The 16,271-nt window shown below is 49.4% G+C and carries 17 protein-coding genes; 7 read left to right on the top strand and 10 right to left on the bottom strand.

The window, feature by feature from the left end:
* Window positions 1-15: 15 nt before the first annotated feature.
* From MUG06_RS18280 to MUG06_RS18260, 5 genes are all read right to left on the bottom strand, one after another.
* On the bottom strand, window positions 16-1,506 hold the full coding sequence (locus tag MUG06_RS18280) for an SrfA family protein (RefSeq protein ID WP_243079564.1): 1,491 nt from the start codon (window positions 1,504-1,506) through the stop codon (window positions 16-18).
* Between the two features lie 49 nt (window positions 1,507-1,555).
* A complete protein-coding gene (locus MUG06_RS18275; protein WP_243079563.1) occupies window positions 1,556-2,701 on the bottom strand; it encodes a tellurite resistance domain protein in 1,146 nt (381 codons plus the stop codon).
* A gap of 85 nt (window positions 2,702-2,786) precedes the next feature.
* Window positions 2,787-3,269 carry a hypothetical protein gene (locus MUG06_RS18270; RefSeq protein ID WP_243079562.1) on the bottom strand — a complete coding sequence of 161 codons (483 nt, stop codon included), beginning with the start codon at window positions 3,267-3,269 and terminating at the stop codon, window positions 2,787-2,789.
* A gap of 87 nt (window positions 3,270-3,356) precedes the next feature.
* Complete coding sequence (locus MUG06_RS18265; protein ID WP_243079561.1) at window positions 3,357-4,097, bottom strand: hypothetical protein; 741 nt, start codon at window positions 4,095-4,097, stop codon at window positions 3,357-3,359.
* Window positions 4,098-5,135: 1,038 nt separating this feature from the next.
* Window positions 5,136-5,642: a GNAT family N-acetyltransferase gene (locus MUG06_RS18260; RefSeq protein WP_243079560.1), complete on the bottom strand. Its 507-nt coding sequence runs from the start codon at window positions 5,640-5,642 to the stop codon at window positions 5,136-5,138.
* A gap of 156 nt (window positions 5,643-5,798) precedes the next feature.
* Between MUG06_RS18260 and MUG06_RS18255 the strand changes: the two genes are divergently transcribed.
* Window positions 5,799-6,041, top strand: coding sequence for a hypothetical protein (locus MUG06_RS18255; protein WP_243079559.1), 243 nt, complete (start codon window positions 5,799-5,801; stop codon window positions 6,039-6,041).
* Between the two features lie 149 nt (window positions 6,042-6,190).
* Here the strand turns inward: MUG06_RS18255 and MUG06_RS18250 are convergent, their stop codons facing one another.
* Window positions 6,191-7,372, bottom strand: a complete 1,182-nt coding sequence (locus tag MUG06_RS18250; protein WP_243079558.1) for an MFS transporter — start codon at window positions 7,370-7,372, stop codon at window positions 6,191-6,193.
* A 41-nt stretch (window positions 7,373-7,413) separates the two neighbouring features.
* On the bottom strand, window positions 7,414-7,941 hold the full coding sequence (locus MUG06_RS18245) for a GNAT family N-acetyltransferase (protein ID WP_215844734.1): 528 nt from the start codon (window positions 7,939-7,941) through the stop codon (window positions 7,414-7,416).
* A 98-nt stretch (window positions 7,942-8,039) separates the two neighbouring features.
* On the opposite strand from MUG06_RS18245, the gene MUG06_RS18240 reads away from it, so the two are divergent.
* Window positions 8,040-8,945, top strand: a complete 906-nt coding sequence (locus MUG06_RS18240) for a LysR family transcriptional regulator (RefSeq protein ID WP_243079557.1) — start codon at window positions 8,040-8,042, stop codon at window positions 8,943-8,945.
* 162 nt (window positions 8,946-9,107) lie between these two features.
* Complete coding sequence (locus MUG06_RS18235; RefSeq protein WP_279234055.1) at window positions 9,108-9,434, top strand: SDR family NAD(P)-dependent oxidoreductase; 327 nt, start codon at window positions 9,108-9,110, stop codon at window positions 9,432-9,434.
* Here MUG06_RS18235 and MUG06_RS18230 read toward each other — a convergent pair.
* A complete protein-coding gene (locus MUG06_RS18230) occupies window positions 9,396-10,271 on the bottom strand; it encodes an MBL fold metallo-hydrolase (protein ID WP_243079679.1) in 876 nt (291 codons plus the stop codon). The genes MUG06_RS18235 and MUG06_RS18230 overlap by 39 nt on opposite strands.
* A 127-nt stretch (window positions 10,272-10,398) precedes the next feature.
* Between MUG06_RS18230 and MUG06_RS18225 the strand changes: the two genes are divergently transcribed.
* Window positions 10,399-11,319 (top strand): LysR family transcriptional regulator, encoded by a 921-nt coding sequence (locus tag MUG06_RS18225; protein WP_243079556.1) that lies wholly within the window; start codon window positions 10,399-10,401, stop codon window positions 11,317-11,319.
* A gap of 446 nt (window positions 11,320-11,765) precedes the next feature.
* Complete coding sequence (locus tag MUG06_RS18220) at window positions 11,766-12,215, top strand: VOC family protein (protein WP_243079555.1); 450 nt, start codon at window positions 11,766-11,768, stop codon at window positions 12,213-12,215.
* A 316-nt stretch (window positions 12,216-12,531) separates the two neighbouring features.
* Here MUG06_RS18220 and MUG06_RS18215 read toward each other — a convergent pair whose 3' ends face one another.
* Entirely contained in the window at window positions 12,532-13,302 is a 771-nt protein-coding gene (locus MUG06_RS18215) for a DeoR/GlpR family DNA-binding transcription regulator (RefSeq protein ID WP_243079554.1), read from the bottom strand.
* A 136-nt stretch (window positions 13,303-13,438) separates the two neighbouring features.
* Here MUG06_RS18215 and MUG06_RS18210 point away from each other — a divergent pair, with 136 nt between their 5' ends.
* Both MUG06_RS18210 and MUG06_RS18205 read left to right on the top strand, forming a co-directional pair.
* Window positions 13,439-14,602: an MFS transporter gene (locus MUG06_RS18210; protein ID WP_243079553.1), complete on the top strand. Its 1,164-nt coding sequence runs from the start codon at window positions 13,439-13,441 to the stop codon at window positions 14,600-14,602.
* The gene (locus tag MUG06_RS18205; RefSeq protein WP_215844738.1) at window positions 14,599-14,982 is read left to right on the top strand and encodes a VOC family protein; all 384 of its coding nucleotides are present in this window, start codon (window positions 14,599-14,601) and stop codon (window positions 14,980-14,982) included. The genes MUG06_RS18210 and MUG06_RS18205 overlap by 4 nt, the downstream gene beginning before the upstream one ends.
* Before the next feature lie 353 nt (window positions 14,983-15,335).
* On the opposite strand, the gene MUG06_RS18200 is transcribed toward MUG06_RS18205, so the two are convergent.
* Window positions 15,336-16,205, bottom strand: a complete 870-nt coding sequence (locus tag MUG06_RS18200; protein ID WP_243079552.1) for a LysR family transcriptional regulator — start codon at window positions 16,203-16,205, stop codon at window positions 15,336-15,338.
* Window positions 16,206-16,271: the final 66 nt, after the last annotated feature.

Below are 16,271 nucleotides of genomic sequence, written 5' to 3'. Positions count from 1 at the left end.
TCTCTTCGTCCCTGTTTAAGAATGGGGTTGCAGCATACGAATGGGGAAGGTTTTATCCCCATCATTGTTACCGACACAATCGGTGTGGCCAGCAGTAGGCGATTTGCACTCTATGGTTGGGCCAATAAAGTTTGAGCCATCACTGCAGGCCATTTGCTCAGGATTCTTAATGTTGAGTGCACCTTGTTGCACACTCCCTTTAGCCGCGCCGGTACAGATGACACCATTGGACTGACGGACGCTGACGGTGCCGTCGCCCTGTTTGAAGTTGTATTGCAGCTGCAACGGGCGACCAGTAAGTTTGTCCTGAATACCGCCGTTAACTCGCCACTGCCCATTAAGAAACTGTGCAGGGCCATCGGGTAAAGCAGCAGGAAGCGTCAGCGGTTCACCCTGCACGGGTTGGACTGGTGGCACGGTGTTAGGCGTGACCGCAGGGTTTTGCGGCGCACTGTTTTGTGTCTCTGGCATAACGGGTGCAGTCACCGCTGCTGAATCAGCTACTGGAACTCCGCTTGCGCCTGGCTGCGCCTGTGGCTCACTTGCATTTTCCGTTGAGGTTGGGGTGTCAGCCATCGTCGGCTCATTGGCAGTCTCTGTACCTGTACGATTCAGAGACTGATTAGCCTCGGCTGGATCCGCTACTGTCGCATTGTTTGCTGTGTTCAGCCCACCGGTATTGACAGGGATTTGGGTGCCGGTACTGGCTGAAGGATTGACCTCCACGTCTTGGCTATTGCCCACATTGCTGATCGGCTGGCTATGATGATTCTCACCGGATAATTTCGGCAGTCCCGGCAGGGAAAGCGAAGGAACGCAGCCACGCAGTAATCCCAAGATCAGCGCAAGAGATAGCAGGGCGACCAGAAGCCAGAGTAACCATCGCCAGTTCCATTTCCTGCGTCCGGTATGCGGCACGGTCTCGATGGAGTGGATAGGTGTCGATGCTGCTTGCGCCAGTGGCTGAGTGACGGGAGCACCGGTTTTTGGCGCGGGTACTGAGCTGGGTTGCAGCCAGTGCATCGGGTTACTCTGCTCGCCAGTTGGATGAACAAAGCCCCAGAAAGTGATCACCAGCACCCCATTAACCAGATAAAGAAACTCATCATCGGGAAAATTAACGACCGCTTTTAACAACTGGGCGAATACCCGCCGATCGCCGCCTGCACCACTATTCTCAGCGTTCAGCATCTGCTCACTTAAGGCCTGTACCGCCATCTGGAATTCACTGAATTGCTGTCGCGCAGAAGCTCGCTCGCTTTCCGTTGCAACACTCCAGGGGATGACATCGCCTGCAAAGCTGCTGTACCAATCAGTACGATCGCCATCCTGTTCATTTTGCGGGATGGCAAGGTGTCGTGCCAAATCGCGCCCGGCATCAAGACGGTAAATAGCTTCACGGAGTTGAAAGGCCATCTTAAACACCGGATAGCCGGTCTCACCCAGCGCCTTAAACAAAGAGTTTTTTCCGGTACGTAACAGTGGTCCCTGAATCGAATTTCGCATTGTCTAAACCTTGTAAGGCTGTTATTTAACGCAAGTCAGATGAAGGTGGCTAATTCTTGCTGGCACCAGGCGTCCATTCAAAGTTCCAGCCATAGTGCTTAGCCAGTGACTCCCGGTTTGGGAAGAAGCTGTTAAGCCGCTCAACCTTAATGTCACCATCAACGTTCTTTAATCGTGCGATTGCCGCAACATCATTGCGTTCACCGCTATTAATCAAAGTGGAACTGATCGGCGGCTGGTTCGGAACAGAGAGCGTGATCGTGGCATCAAGCCCCTTCCAGTTATTCGCGCCGCCGTAAATGAAGCTGTATATCAGTACTTCATCAATCTCCTGCCATTGGCCGCCGTTAATGAATAGCCATTCGCCATCTTTGTTGCCTGCGTCGCGAAGATCTTTTTGCAATAGCATGAAGGGAGCTTTTTCATAATCACCTGAGTATTTACTGAGTGCCTCAACGCCACTGTTCCTGCCGTTTTTCAACTTAACAAACGCGGCAATATCCAGATCTACCGGTTGCTCATTCTGGCCTTGTTGCCAGGCCAGATTGACTTTGATGCGGCCGAAGTCGTTTCTTTTGGCGAGGTTTACGCTTGGATTATCCTGCGTTAACAGGGTCTTTTTCGGCCAGGCGTCCTTAACCGCAGCTGGCGTTTTGCTCTGTGCGGGCAGGGCTGCATCTGGAAGGGAGGAGGCACGGAACCACCACCCTACGAAAGTAAGCAACAGCAGCAACAATCCCAATAGCAACCAAGGCAGAAATCGTCGCTGCCTCGGTGTTGATACCACCTCAGTAAGGGGAGTCTGTTCCGGGATGGCCCAGTTAATTAATACCGGCTCACCACTGACGCCATAACAGTCCAGAGCCTGTGAATGGGTAAGCAGCGTTTGCAATGCCTGGGCCGCTTTGCTTTCCTCCCGGGCGGTAAGTTGACCAATTAGACCTGCAATTGTGTCCTGATACTGCTGACGCTTACGCTGAATCTCGATTTGTTCAGCGTCGCTGAGTGCTGACAGCGGAGTGGCAAGACCTTGTCGCGCTGTCCACCACTCCAGATTCCCTTCTGCATTTCGGCGTGTGGTGGCATAAAGCAGCGCAAGGGAAGTCGGAAGACAACGGTGAATAATCGCAACCGTTTCTTCATAGATGGCGAGGGTGGAATCATCAATTAGCGCTGATCTTGTTAATCGTTGCATAGCCCAGATTCATGTTTGTTGTTATTAGCATCAGATGCTGATTGGTCATGTGGCGAGCATAAAGTGCCGCCACCCTGGCGACGCATTATTGAAGTGCGTTAGCTTGCTCAAGCGCTGCAACTCTGGCTTTGGCAGCAGCGATTTCCTTCTCAATCTGGGCAACTTCACTGGCGCTATTAGCCTGCTGAGACTGACTTTGCAACGCTTCCAACTGCTTAATTTCTTGCTGGCGCAGCTGGTTGTTTGCCTTTCCCGACTTGAGCTTTTTCAGCGTCTGGGCCAAATCAGATCGCGCCGCTTTCAACCTGGTTTGTTCATTAGCCAGTTTCTGACTAGAGGCTTGCTCCCTGGATTGGGTATCCGCAAAATTTTGTTGGGCGATTTTATTGTCGCGTTGACTTTGCAGTACATGGCGCTCTTGCTCGTCGACTTTCTGACGATAGCCGCCGGAAGTAGTACAACTCAACTTGGTAATAAAACCAGGATCCTGAGCGTGTAAATCGCAGTCCTGAGGAGATGTGGCACATCCGGCAAGTAATAGCGAAGCGACTAAGACATAAATTCTCATAAAGGCGTCCATGAGTTGATAGGGCTGATATAAAATTGTTCAGCAATAAAATTAAACAGGGCCGACAATAATGTCGGCCCGTCATTATCAACCTAATGAAATAGCTTGGCGTTGGCTGTATAAACCATTCGCTTCAGATTCCAATGCGGTAATTTGGCCACTGAGCTCGCTATACTCTGCGTTCAGTTTTTTCAGTTTGTCTTTATCCGCCGGTGTGCTGGTGGCTTGTCCCTGCAGCGCGACCTTATACGCAGCGCTTTTTTCATTCATATTTTTAATTTTTTCTTTCATGACGCTGATATTGGCATCAACTTGCGACAATTCTTTTTTTGCGCTGGCTTTATCAAAGCCTGCTTTGTCTTTCTGTATGCTAATTTTGGTTAATGTGGCATGGTTATCACTGATAACTGCCTTCATGGCCGCGGTTGTTGTCGCTATATCAGCAGTGTCTTTATTAATGTCTTTATCCATCGCTTGCAGACGATCGGCGGTGGTGGCGTAATCTTTTTTCAGATTGTCTATGTAGTAGTTTGTCGCAACCCCTGCAGCACATCCGGCAGCGCCACCTACTGCAGCCCCTACCAATGCTTTCTTGCTATTTCCAGCCAGAGCCCCCGTCAAAGCACCAAGGCCTGCACCCGCTAGAGCTCCCATGCCGCAGCCCTGGGCGGCTGAACTGCTAAATAATTGGGATTGTTCACCACTGGTCAGTCGTGGATCTGGTTTGGTGCTTGATAAGAGAGAGCTCCCAGTGTTAGCACAACCACCAAGCAGAAGGGAAAAAGAAACAAGGAGACAGGTTGTGCTACGTTTAAACTTATTCAACATCTTTTTATCCTTAAATGATCGAATGGATCAGCGCTGAAAGAGTGTGCTGTCCATAGACACTATTACTGTAAAATTTAAAAATCAGGGTTTGGCTGTGATCTATCAAGCGCAAATCCAGGGCTATAAATCCTGCAAGTCCAGATAAACTCATATACTTGAGTTTTCACTTATCTCTGAATGTACAAAGCATACATTGCATCTAATGATGGATAAGTTTGGGAAGATTATCGGCGTTTGTGTTAAGAACTTTAGTGCCTGACAATAAATAATAATGTTGTTTTTTCCACCAATACATAAGGCTCTATCTTATTCACCTGATGAGGTTTCAGAGGTTTATACATGGTTGCCATGTCCACCTTTGAATTCTTATTTCATTAACGAAGAAACAGGTTAATCTTGTGAACGACAGAAATGGCGCAATCTCAGGCTAATATGCCTAAAGAAACGGGGCATTCGTAAACCATGAAACCTTAAGGAGATCGGAGATCTTTATTAAATCATTTGCAGAGGCTTCTTTTATTTTACGGTTGTCGATATGATTTTAATACGTAATTTAAAAAGACAAATATTTCAAGGTCTATTCATGCTTGGAATTTCTTCGCGAGTTTAATGAAATTAACCTAATATGATTTATATTCTATAGGCTGCACGTCATGGATGAAATAATATATTTCAGTACAACTAAAATAGACTATTTTCCGCATGTTTTACTTAATATAGAGTTCAATGCAGCATCAAACGCCTTAATGTTATGGTTTTATGGATGGATATTTGGGTGTCAAATCTCTGATTGTCCTCGTGAGACTGAGGAAATGATGATAAGGCTGTCTTACTACCCAAAACTTATTGCAGCGAAGAGTTAGCAACGCCCGCTCTTGGCACAAAGCAGTATTACACGAGCGCATGGTCCGCTATGAGCGAAGAGCAGGCATCAGATATGTGACTAATAGCTATTCGGATGTGTCTGTATAGACCGTGATGATTCATTTGGATTCCCTAACGCCCTTTACGGCCAGCCGGTTTTTCCAGATATCCGGGTCACGAACTGGATTCAGCATCCAGCCTCATAAGAAGTTCGTCATAAAAAACGCCATCAACGCATAATGCAGCGGTATCGGTTGCCCATTCTCTGAATCCAAAGGATCGATAGAGAATCTGGGCTGCATGATTTGTTGTAATCACTGAAAGTTTTATTGTTTTAGCTCCGCTGGCAGCTTCTATTGCCGCTGCCATAAGCGATTTCGAAAGACCCGTGCCTCTCATCTCAGCGCGCACATACATTCCCCAAATAGTGGCAACATGACAAAGTTTTGGTGCGGTACTGCGACTAACGCCTATCATCCCTTGTAATGTATTTTGAAGATCGAATCCTCCAAATACACTTTCCACACGTAACCTTTCAGCAAAAAACTCTGCAGATTTCTGTTTCCAGTCTTCATAGGAGGCACCAAAGGCAGCTGGATGAAGTCGCAAAGCCTCAAGTCTTATTCTTATGAAATCGTCAAGGTCACTGTCGTTAATGCGGCGCACTGTAAATGCTTTCATCCTGAGCTCCTTACTGTCGCAAATTTTTCAAAGCTTTAAGTATATTGAATTACCTTAACTTCTGACTCACGAACTGAAGAAACACCGATGTGAACAGAATCAAGCCAGATGAGATATGTTATCTCATGAAAAACTATCTTTTCTCGGGAGCGACAGATGCCGGATTACATTTTTTTTAGAAAGGGTGAACAAATTGCTGTGCTGGAAAGATCAGAAGCCGAGAAAGCCCCTCTGCTGACCGATCAGGGTTATGAAAAGCAGTATGAAGAGATCGATGCCCCAAATGCTGAGCATGCTCTTGCACGCTATGCTGACATACGCAAAGAAGAACGCACAACTGAACATGCTTTTATAACGGGCACAGTATTCAGCACAATTGTGACAGCAATCCTAAGATAAGCCGGCTGAAGGGCGGTTTTTACTCATCTGATAATGTCCGCTTTTGGCACAAAGCAGACAGGCACACGGTCAAGTCCGCTTTGAGCGAAAAGCGGACGCACAATATTTTGATCAATCTAGATAAAATTTTGATGGTATCGCGGACTGTATCAAACGTTTTTCCCGGGAAGGGGAGGCGCTTCCTCATCACGGCTCTGTACGACTGAGCCGGAATGGCGTCGCCAGAGCACCACGGAAATCGCCGTAATGAACAGGGTCAGGAGAGAGGAAACAAGCAGCGTGCCGGGTATACCGTACCGCTCCAGCAGCATGGCATACGCAGACGGGGCAAGCGCCGCGAGAAAAAATCCTGGTGACAGCAGTACGCCTGTTTTGCGGGCGTACTGCTGTGGATCAAACAGCACAAGAGGAAGTACGGCCTTCACAACCGTGCACAGTCCGTTCACGGCCCCATAGCCCAGGACGAAGAGGGCTGTAGCCACAGGCGTAACGCACCCCGCAAGGCCGGCCAGAAAGCAGAGTGGCAGCAGGACACCGATAATAAGGTTTAGGCGTAGCGCGGAGAGGCGAGCGCCGGAGGCCACATCCAGCAGGCGGGCACTCACCTGTCCCACGCCCCAAAGCATGCCAGCCAAGGTGGGCAAGCCATAAGCGGCCAGTATCCGGGGAAAATGCGTGGACACGCCCGTGGAGACAAAGCTGAGCAGCGCAATCAGGGCGGCATACCACAGGCCACTGATGAAACCTTTTCGATCTTCTGCCGTCCCGGCCGCCGGAAGACCGGACCGACCAACCATGGGAGGGTTTACCCGACGGCCTGCCGGAACGGCGGTCAGAAAAAGCAGGCCCACCAGACCCGCACAGCCGTAAACGAGTAAGCCATGCCGCCAGTTGGTAATGTGCAGCAGGGCAGCGCCAGCAGTCCAGAACACGGCTGACGCAAGACCGCCCAGTAGAGTAACCAGAGAGACTGCTCTGCGGGCCCCTGCGCCTGCGGTTTCCACAATCAGGGCAAACGCAGCATCATACAGGGCAAGCCGCATGCCGACTCCCGTCAGGACCCAGACCGCAACCCATGCCGCTGTGGAATGAGTAATCGCCATCAGAAAACACCCGATGGTTATGGCGAAGGTTCCCGCCATCATCATCATGCGTCCGCCGGTTCGAGCCATAACGGAACCGGTCAGCGGCGAAACCAGCCCCATAACCAGCATGGCAACGGTCAGGCCAGAGAATGTCATCACGGGAGACCAGCCCGTCTCCGCCATGATGGCGGTTCCGAAAACGCCCGGCATGTAGAACGTAATACCCCAGTTGATAAGCTGCGTCATGCCTATGCAGAAAATGCTGCGCCCTGTCAGATGTCCGTCTGTCAATCTGTGCTCTCCGCAAGCGTGGTGTCGCCCAGCCCGAGCGTGCGCTGCAGGATGACCGTATCGAGCCAGCGCCCGTGCTTGAATCCTACCGATCTGAGTGTGCCGGTGATGCTGAAGCCTGCGGCGCGGTGCAGGGCAAGGGAGGCAGTATTTTCGCTGTTACCCACCACAGCCACGAGCTGGCGGAAGCCACGGGCTTCTGCCCAGGCTATCGCTCGGGATAACAGCATTTTGCCGGTGCCCCGCCCCTGACACGTGGCGTCAATATAGACGGAGTCTTCCAGGGTAAACCGGTAGGCGCGGCGTTCCCGGTAAAAAGACAGGTAGCAGTATCCCCGCACTTGCCCTTCATCAATCGCCACAAACCAAGGCAGTCCTGCTGAACGTACCTTTTTCAGGCGGGCTGCCATTTCAGCCGCATCCGGCGGTTCGGTTTCAAAAGTGGCGGTGCCATGTAATACGTGGTAAGCATAAATCTGCTGGATAGCAGGAATATGTCTTTCATCTGCTTCAGTTATTTCCATCGGTATGGCTCTTTTTCCGGTCAGAAACAAAGACTAACCCGGATGAATAATTTCAGACAGGCCGCGTGACTTATCAGCGGTATAAGGAAAACTTTGGCATGGCAAACCTGAACCTTGATCACCTTGCTACTTTCAGGATGGTCATCAGCCGGGGCAGTTTCTCCGGAGCGGCAGAAGCGCTCGGGCTATCACAGCCGGCTGTCAGCCTGCAGATAAGACAGCTGGAGCAGGCGCTTCATGTCCGGCTTATTGAACGAACCAGCCGGGGGATAAGGCCCACTCCTGCCGGGCTGACTTTTTCTGAGCACTGTATGAAAATTGATTCCGTGGTAAATACAGCCATTGAATCGGTGTCTCGGCATTCAGACGAGATAACCGGTACCGTTACTGTCGGCACGGGTGCAACGGCCTGTATTCATCTTCTGCCTCCCTTACTGCAACAGCTGCGACAGGCACATCCTCTGCTGAAAGTGGATGTACGCACAGGCAATACTTCCGATATTGTCCGGAGCGTGGAGGAGAATCGTATAGACATTGGACTTGTAACACTTCCAGCAGCCGGCAAATGCCTGAGCGTAAGCCCGCTGGGTACTGATGAGTTTGTTGTCATCATGGAAAAGGATGCATCAGAGCAGAGCGCGAACCCGCTGTCTCCCGACGCCCTTTTGTCACTGCCGCTGATTATATTTGAACCCGGAAGCGGGACACGCGCCTTGATCGACGAATGGTTCCGGTATGCCGGGCATACTGCCAGCCCCATGATGGAGCTTGGCAGCATTGAAGCGATTAAAAGGATGGTACGTTCCGGTCTGGGCTACAGCATCGTTCCCCGCATGTCCGTTGCGAGTATTGAAGAAAGGCAGGGTCTCAGTCTTTACTCTGTGACGCCCTCGCTTCATCGGACTTTGGGGACAGTAATGCGGGAGGATCGGATTGTCAGCAGGGGCATAAGTGAAGTGCTGAAAAGACTAAACGGCAGTTTTGCAAAAGAGGAAAGCAGATAAATATCATTCAATACATTTATCTGACGGATCCGGTCTGTTCAGACCCCAAAAATGTCCTTGCTGCTCAAGCCACCTATGTCCGCTTCAGTCTGTGAGTTCAACGGGTCGAGGCAAAACTATTCTTAAATGAGGAGGGCGTTGTCATGATCGGTGTAGTCTGTTCTGCTTACTGTTCAGCAGGCGTTACCTCTGCTTCGTAAAGGTTCATGCGTAATCATCATCGGTTCGACGGCATCTGTAGATCCGGGTCCAAACATGCGTATTTATGGTGCGACCAAAGCCGCAGTCAGGAACAGGGTGAGAAGTTGGGCTGCAGAGCTGCATGGCTCCGGCATACGGATAAATATCGTCAGCCCTGGTCCTGTTAATACAGAGTCACTCAGAGCCGCCTTTGGAGAAAATGCCAAAGAAGAGCTTGCTTTCTTACTTCAAAAAGCTCGCCGGGGCGCATTATACCGTTATACCGCGGACGAGGTTCTGCTGTTCTGAACATGACGTCAGAAAATACCCCCTTTCAGGAGAACCGGAAACATATGCGAACCCGGGTTCACCGAAGTGCATGCCGGCAACACGTAAATTTTGACGAGCGGCCTGTTCAAGAATGGTTTTTCTTGTTTTCTCTGCCTGGGCTGGATCACAGTCAAATGAAATTGAAACTTCAGGCCGGGCTGACTGAATATGCGGATAATGCACAAGGTCACCCCAGATCAGCAGGCTTTCATCGCATGAATTTATCAGAAACCCAGTGTGTCCAGGCGTATGTCCCGGCAGACTTACAGCCTTGATCCCCTCACTGATTTCTGCTTCATCAGTAAAACGCAGCACAGGGCCATAAGCTTCCAGCGTGCGACGAACCAGTGACCCGGTCATCTGTATGCGCTCACCCATGAGTTTCAGCTTATTTTCATCCTGCCAGAATGCTGCTTCATCACGACTCATGAAAAGTTCAGCGTTTCTGTATGCAGGCTGACCATGCTCATTCAGCAGACCGCCGATGTGGTCTGGATGTCCGTGAGTCAGAAGCACGGAATCTATATCGTCTGGATTAACGCCTTCAGAGAAAAGGTTTTTTTTAAATTCGCCACCTGCATAATTCAGTCCTCCCATCCCGGAATCCACCAGTATGACGCGTCCCTGTCCGCGTATGAGGTAGCAGTAAATGTGAATATCATCGGGAGCTGTTACTCCTGATTTCTCCTGAATTTTTCCTGCTTCGGTTAAATCAATTCCTGACAGTAAACCCAGGCTGGCTTTCATTCGTCCGTCGCTTATTGCGGTTATCGAGTAATGGCCAATTTTTTGCGAAAGAAAAGGTGACGTATCCATACTGTCCTCGCTTAATGAAAATAAAATTATAATTTGCAGCTTCATTCGGTCCGTGATGTTTAAACCAGCCAGTAACAGTCGCTGGCAAGTCAGTGTTACGGTCACGGCCTAAAGATATTGAAGTTAAATGCCTGATGAGACTATGATAATTTTCGACTCAGTTGAGACCAAAATTGTTGTGGACATAAAATTACTGCGTTCTTTTGCCACCGTTGCCTTATTCGAACATGTCGGACAGGCAGCAGAAAGGCTTCATATTTCTCAATCTCCACTCAGCAGACAGGTCCAGCAGCTTGAAAGTGAATTAGGTATTACGCTCTTTCATCGTGATAAAAAGCGGTTACGGCTGACAGAAGAGGGAAGAAAATTTCTTAATGAGGTAACGCCTTTTTTACAACATCACGATCGCCTGAAAGATTACGGGCGGCATCTTTCGCATGATTACGCAGGGCGACTGGATATAGGCTATGTAGAAGCGGCACTCCATTCCCGGCTTCTTCCTGAGGCAATTGCACGGCTTGGTATGGGGCATGAAGCGGATATCCGCCTACATGCTATGCGTTCAAAGCAACAGATTGAACATCTGAGGGAAAGAGCCATTGATCTGGCCCTGCTGCATACGCCACCTGCTGCTAATGGCATGTTCCGTCAGGAAAAAGTCCTGACGGAACCTGTGATACTGGCTATGCCTAGAGAAAGAATGCTACCAGCTCCCGGCCCTGATGATCTCAATGGCCAGCCGTGGATAGCAGATCAGGAAAACCTGAATCCTACGGCGCGGGCGCGATTGCTCGCCGCATGTCAGAAAGGCGGTTTTCGCCCCAATATCTGTCTGGAAGTCAGCGGGCCACTGGCTGCGCTAGCCTGTGTGGAGGCCGGGTTGGGTTTCACATTCATACAGAAAAGCCTTGCGCGGATTGTTCCGGATAATGTCGCTCTGGTATCTCTCCCCTGGCTGCCGCTTGAAATCACCCTTTTTGCCGTATGGTGGAAAGAGGAAACGAGACCGCTGACAAAACGTTTTCTGGCAACGCTGGGGCTGTACTGATGTAAGAATGTGATGTCCGGACGCATAAATGCAACGAAATGACAATTTTTGTGTTCCTGATAGGTAATCAAACGACCTTTGCCAATTCATTACAATAAAAATCTGACCGGGAAGTTTGCTGTTATATCTAACATTCAGGAGCATGTATTCACCGTTTCGCTTCTTACTCTACCCGCGCGCTTTTTCTCTGTGAGGCTTCTTCCTACTTTCATTTTATCGGGTCAACGATTTTCCATTGCTGGTGGTACACAGCAGTTACACTGGTTGCTGATGATTCAGAACCAGTGGAGGGGAAGTCTGAATGGCCCCCTCTGGCTTCCCGGCAAGCCGAATTATCAGCGCGATAGCCTAACCGGCAGAGTCGCCAGGTTCTGCCGAACCGCCGGAAGCCAGTTTGCTCAGGCATTCACCTTGGTTCCAGATGATTAACGTTGGGAGTTATGGCCATGAGTAATGCACTTGTACCTGAGTTTTCTGTATCAGATTGGCGCAATTCGAAAAGATTCTACTGCCAAATTCTGGGCTTCGAATGTGTATATGAGCGCGCTGAAGAAGGCTTCTGTTACCTGAAGCTGGGAGAAGCTGAACTCATGATCGATCAGATAGGAGAAGGCCGGACATTTGAAGGAAGGCATCAGCCGACTGGTTACCCGTTCGGAAAAGGGGTGAATGTTCAGATTTTGGTTCCCTCAATTACTCCCCTGATAAACTCATTGTCCCAGCATGGCGTTGGTCTTTTTCTTCCTGTTGAGGATCGCTGGTATCGTGTTGAGGCAGTGGAAAGCGGAAACCGTCAGTTTATTGTTGCCGATCCTGATGGATACTTACTACGGTTTTATCAACATCTTGGAACACGTAAAGTCAAAAATTCCGAGCCGGTTACTCCCCATCGATAGTTCGGCCATCACATTAGTCAATTAACCGCCTTTCTAACTCCCCCTTTTGTCCACTTCCGGCACAGAGCAGACATTTACGCGGGGCAAGGTCCGCTATGAGCGAGGAGCAGACGCCCGAATGAATAATAATTATTCATTATTACTTTTATCAACCGAATCAACTTCTCATTGCATTAACTCACTCAAGAAATTAATCCTGTTTTCAATAAGGTAACACCGCACCGTTGCAAACTCATCTTTTTTACTTCTGGCGTAATATCCTTGTAAGTAGTGATGCAACACCTTCTTAATATTAATTATTTAATCTAGTTAATAATTAAACGGTCAAGATGGTTATATTCTCCGCGAGGAAAGATGAATGGAAATTTTTGTCAAGATTTTCTTCAACCACAAGAATGTCTATATCTTCACAGCTGGCAACAGAGAACCTTGCCACGCCTGGAATTTTCTCTGAGGTCAGCCCGACAATAACCTGGCTACTCTGCGCTATTGCCGCTTTCTTAAACTCACAGTCATCAAAATTAAAACCCGTCAGCCCGGCTTCTGGACTCATGGCACATCCTCCCATGAAAGCCTGATCGAACATGATGTTTCTTAGTTGCTCAATTGCTGTGTTCCCCACAGAGCCGCCACTATCTTTCTGAATACGCCCCCCAAGCATAATAACTTCTATATTAGGATGTTTTAAAAGCGCAGCAGCGATATCTGGCGCGTTTGTTACCACCGTTATGGTGAGTTCATCAGGCAGAGATTTTGCCATTGCCAGGTTTGTGCTGCCTGCATCAATAAATATGCAGTTCTCACTTGTAATCAAGCTTGCACACCTTTGCGCGATTGTGCTTTTTGCTGATAGATTTTGCCCTTTTCTTGAATCCAGTGTTCCTGCATCTGGAAGCTGCAATACCGCCCCTCCGTAGACTTTTTTGCATACTCCTTCTTTACTTAATTCATGAAGATCACGACGAACCGTGTGCTCTGAAACTCCCATCTGCTGGGCGAGTTCGATACAGACCACTCTCCCCTGGTCACGCAATATTTTCCTGATCAAGTCTTGTCGTTGTTTGGGGAAAGCTGCATAATCGAGCATGTAACACCTCTTAAATCATCACAATCGAGCATTGGTGGGCATGGTCGCGCAGGATTAATTCTTTGTCAATCACTTACTGGCTTGTATCAAACGCTCTGCCAGTAAATAACTTCCAGCTTTCAGGATAGGGAATAAAATGAATCAGAAGTCACACAGGATCTCTTCCAGTCGGGCGACACGGCTGGCCTTCTTCATCGCCGGCTTTGTCACGGCGACGTGGGCGGTTCTCGTGCCATATGCTCGTGCAAATACGGGTGTTAATGAAGCAACACTTGGAACCTTACTCCTGTGTCTTGGGGTTGGAGCTTTGATTGCGATGCCAGTAACGGGCTCACTGACCGGCAGGTTTGGCTGCCGTACTGTCATAGTTGCAGCCATTGCGATAGTTGTAGTAAGCACACCTTTACTGGCGGTAATTAGCAATCCTGTACTTCTGGGGCTTACTTTACTGGTCTTTGGCATTGGCGTTGGTGTGACAGACTGCGCCATAAATATCCAGGCAATCCTTGTTGAAAAGGAATCGTCTGTTCCGCTGATGTCCGGTTTTCATGGCATGTACAGCTTTGGCGGTATAGCTGGCGCGGGTTTGATGACCCTGCTTCTGGCTGCAGGTCTTAATATTATTGCTTCCACTGTGCTGATAACGCTGACTGTTATCGTCTTAGCCATATTGAGTTATCCGGGATTACTGACTTACGCCAACCCTAAAGAAGGTTCCGCCTTTGCCGTGCCGCGTGGGATCGTACTGATCTTGGGAATGGTCTGCTTTGCGGTGTTTCTCACCGAAGGTACTGTGCTGGACTGGAGTGCCGTTTATCTGACGCAGGTCAGAAATATGCCTGAAACGCTGGGTGGTCTTGGGTATACGTGCTTTGCTGTGGCTATGACAGCAGCCAGACTGATGGGTGATCGGATTGTCGGAAATCTTGGTCGTTTAACCGTAGTTGTTGGCGGATCACTGACTACGGCAGTCGGTCTGGCTTTGATTACTTTCATTCCTTCATGGCATCTGTCGCTTCTTGGTTACATTTTGATGGGGGCTGGGTGCGCGAATATCGTCCCGGTGATGTTTTCGGCGGTGGGCCAGCAAAGCGTCATGCCTCAGTCCGTTGCTGTTCCTGCAATTACCACGATGGGTTATCTCGGCGTATTAAGCGGCCCGGCTATTATTGGATATGTCGCTCATTTTAGTTCGCTAGCACTAGCTTTTTCACTGATTATGGCATTAATGCTGTTTGTCGGTGCGATATCATTCTCTCTTAATCTTAGACAGAATAATTCGGCGAAGGAAAATGCATGAAGATTTCACATGTAGCTTTGTGGACGACAAATATTGAAGCACAAAAAGAATTCTGGCGTGATTATTTTGGTGGAACATCTAATGAATTATATATCAGTACAAACAGGCCTGGTTTTTCCTCTTATTTTGTCAGCTTATGTGATGGGCCGACTATTGAGTTAATGAGCCTGGATGGTTTGGAAAAGGGGCTGCATGGTAAAGAGCTTACGGGATGGGCGCATATCGCTATCAAACTGAACTCTCGTCAGCAGGTTGATGAGATGGTCATTAAAGCATTAAATAATGAAATTTTAGTGAGCCCAGCCCGCGTTACGGGAGATGGCTATTATGAGGCGATTATTCATGACCCTGACGGTAATTTAATTGAAATAGTAGGTTGAGTGTAACAGTCAGTGTTTTGATTACTGTGCATCTATAAACGCTAAGGATTTCTATGTCCGCTTCTGGCACAAAGCGGAAGTTCACGCCTACCGGCCTGTTTGAGTACAGGCAGTTTTTTATTAATGGTAGGAGTGGGGCACAGCACATCCAAAAGTAAGGGGAAACGAAACTGGCAAAGTTTGTTGGTAAGGGACGCAAACAAGCCAGAAGGTTACGACGCGAGTAACCTTAAAGTCGTTTTAAGCAGTGATCACGCGATACCGGAAGGTTTTTAGGCGTAATGGCCCCTCCTTCTGCTGCCACATGAACTCCTTCAGAACATCAGTTTAAGTGAACGGGTGGGGGAACAGGCTCACGGAGCCACCAGTGCGGGATCCGTAAGCAACGCATCGGCGATATCCAGCATGGCGCGTAAGCGATCCATGTGCCGAAGATCTTGGTGGTAGCCTACCCAGATATCTCTTGAGGGGGGCAAATCAGGCGTTGCAATGCGCTGCAGCCCAGTGGTGGCATCGCCCAACGGTTGTGGCAGCACGGCGATCCCCATTCCGCGCAGACACATTTGCGCCTGAATCGCCCGACTCGTGCTTTTGAAGGCACATCTGGAGTGCGGAAACCGCTCGAGCAGCCATGAGACGTCAGGAAAGTGTGATTGCTCGGTATTCATCAAAATTAGCCCCACCGAAGAGGGATCGATGAGCATTGTCTGTGCATTTTCAGGCGTGCCATAGAGGGCGTAGGGCATGCTCATCAGACGTCGCTGGACAATATCCGGCTCGGTAAAAGGCACAATGCGAAACGCTATGTCGGCATCACGGCGCGCTAGATTGATCAAGCGATAGCTTGCGATGACTTCCGGCACAATTGCCGGATGGCGGCGCGTCAGTTCGCCCAGAATAGGGGCCAGAACATAGTTAGCAAACCACTCTGCTGAAGATATCCGCAATATCCCTTCAAGACGTTCGTGATTACCTGCCAAGCGGCGTTCCATCGCCAGTGCGGAGTTTTCCATCGCTTCGGCCAGCTTCATAACCCCGTCGCCGGCGTCCGTCAGCACCAGCCCCTCCCGTGTCCGGCGAAACAGCGCTTGCTGCGCCTCATCCTCAAGCGCCTTTATACGCCGCCCGACCGTCGGATGGCTCACGCCAAGTCTTCGGGCCGCCTCCCCGAAAGAACCGTTACGAATGACTGCAAGAAATACCCGGACGTCACCCCACTCCATGTCATCGCCTCACCGTTCAAAAATGAACATTGAATATACAAAAGTGGCAGTTCCCAAACAATGATG

This window comes from Pantoea sp. MQR6, assembly GCF_022761075.1.
GTDB classification, from domain to species: domain Bacteria; phylum Pseudomonadota; class Gammaproteobacteria; order Enterobacterales; family Enterobacteriaceae; genus Pantoea; species Pantoea phytostimulans.
This window is presented reverse-complemented; position numbering and strand designations above follow the sequence as displayed.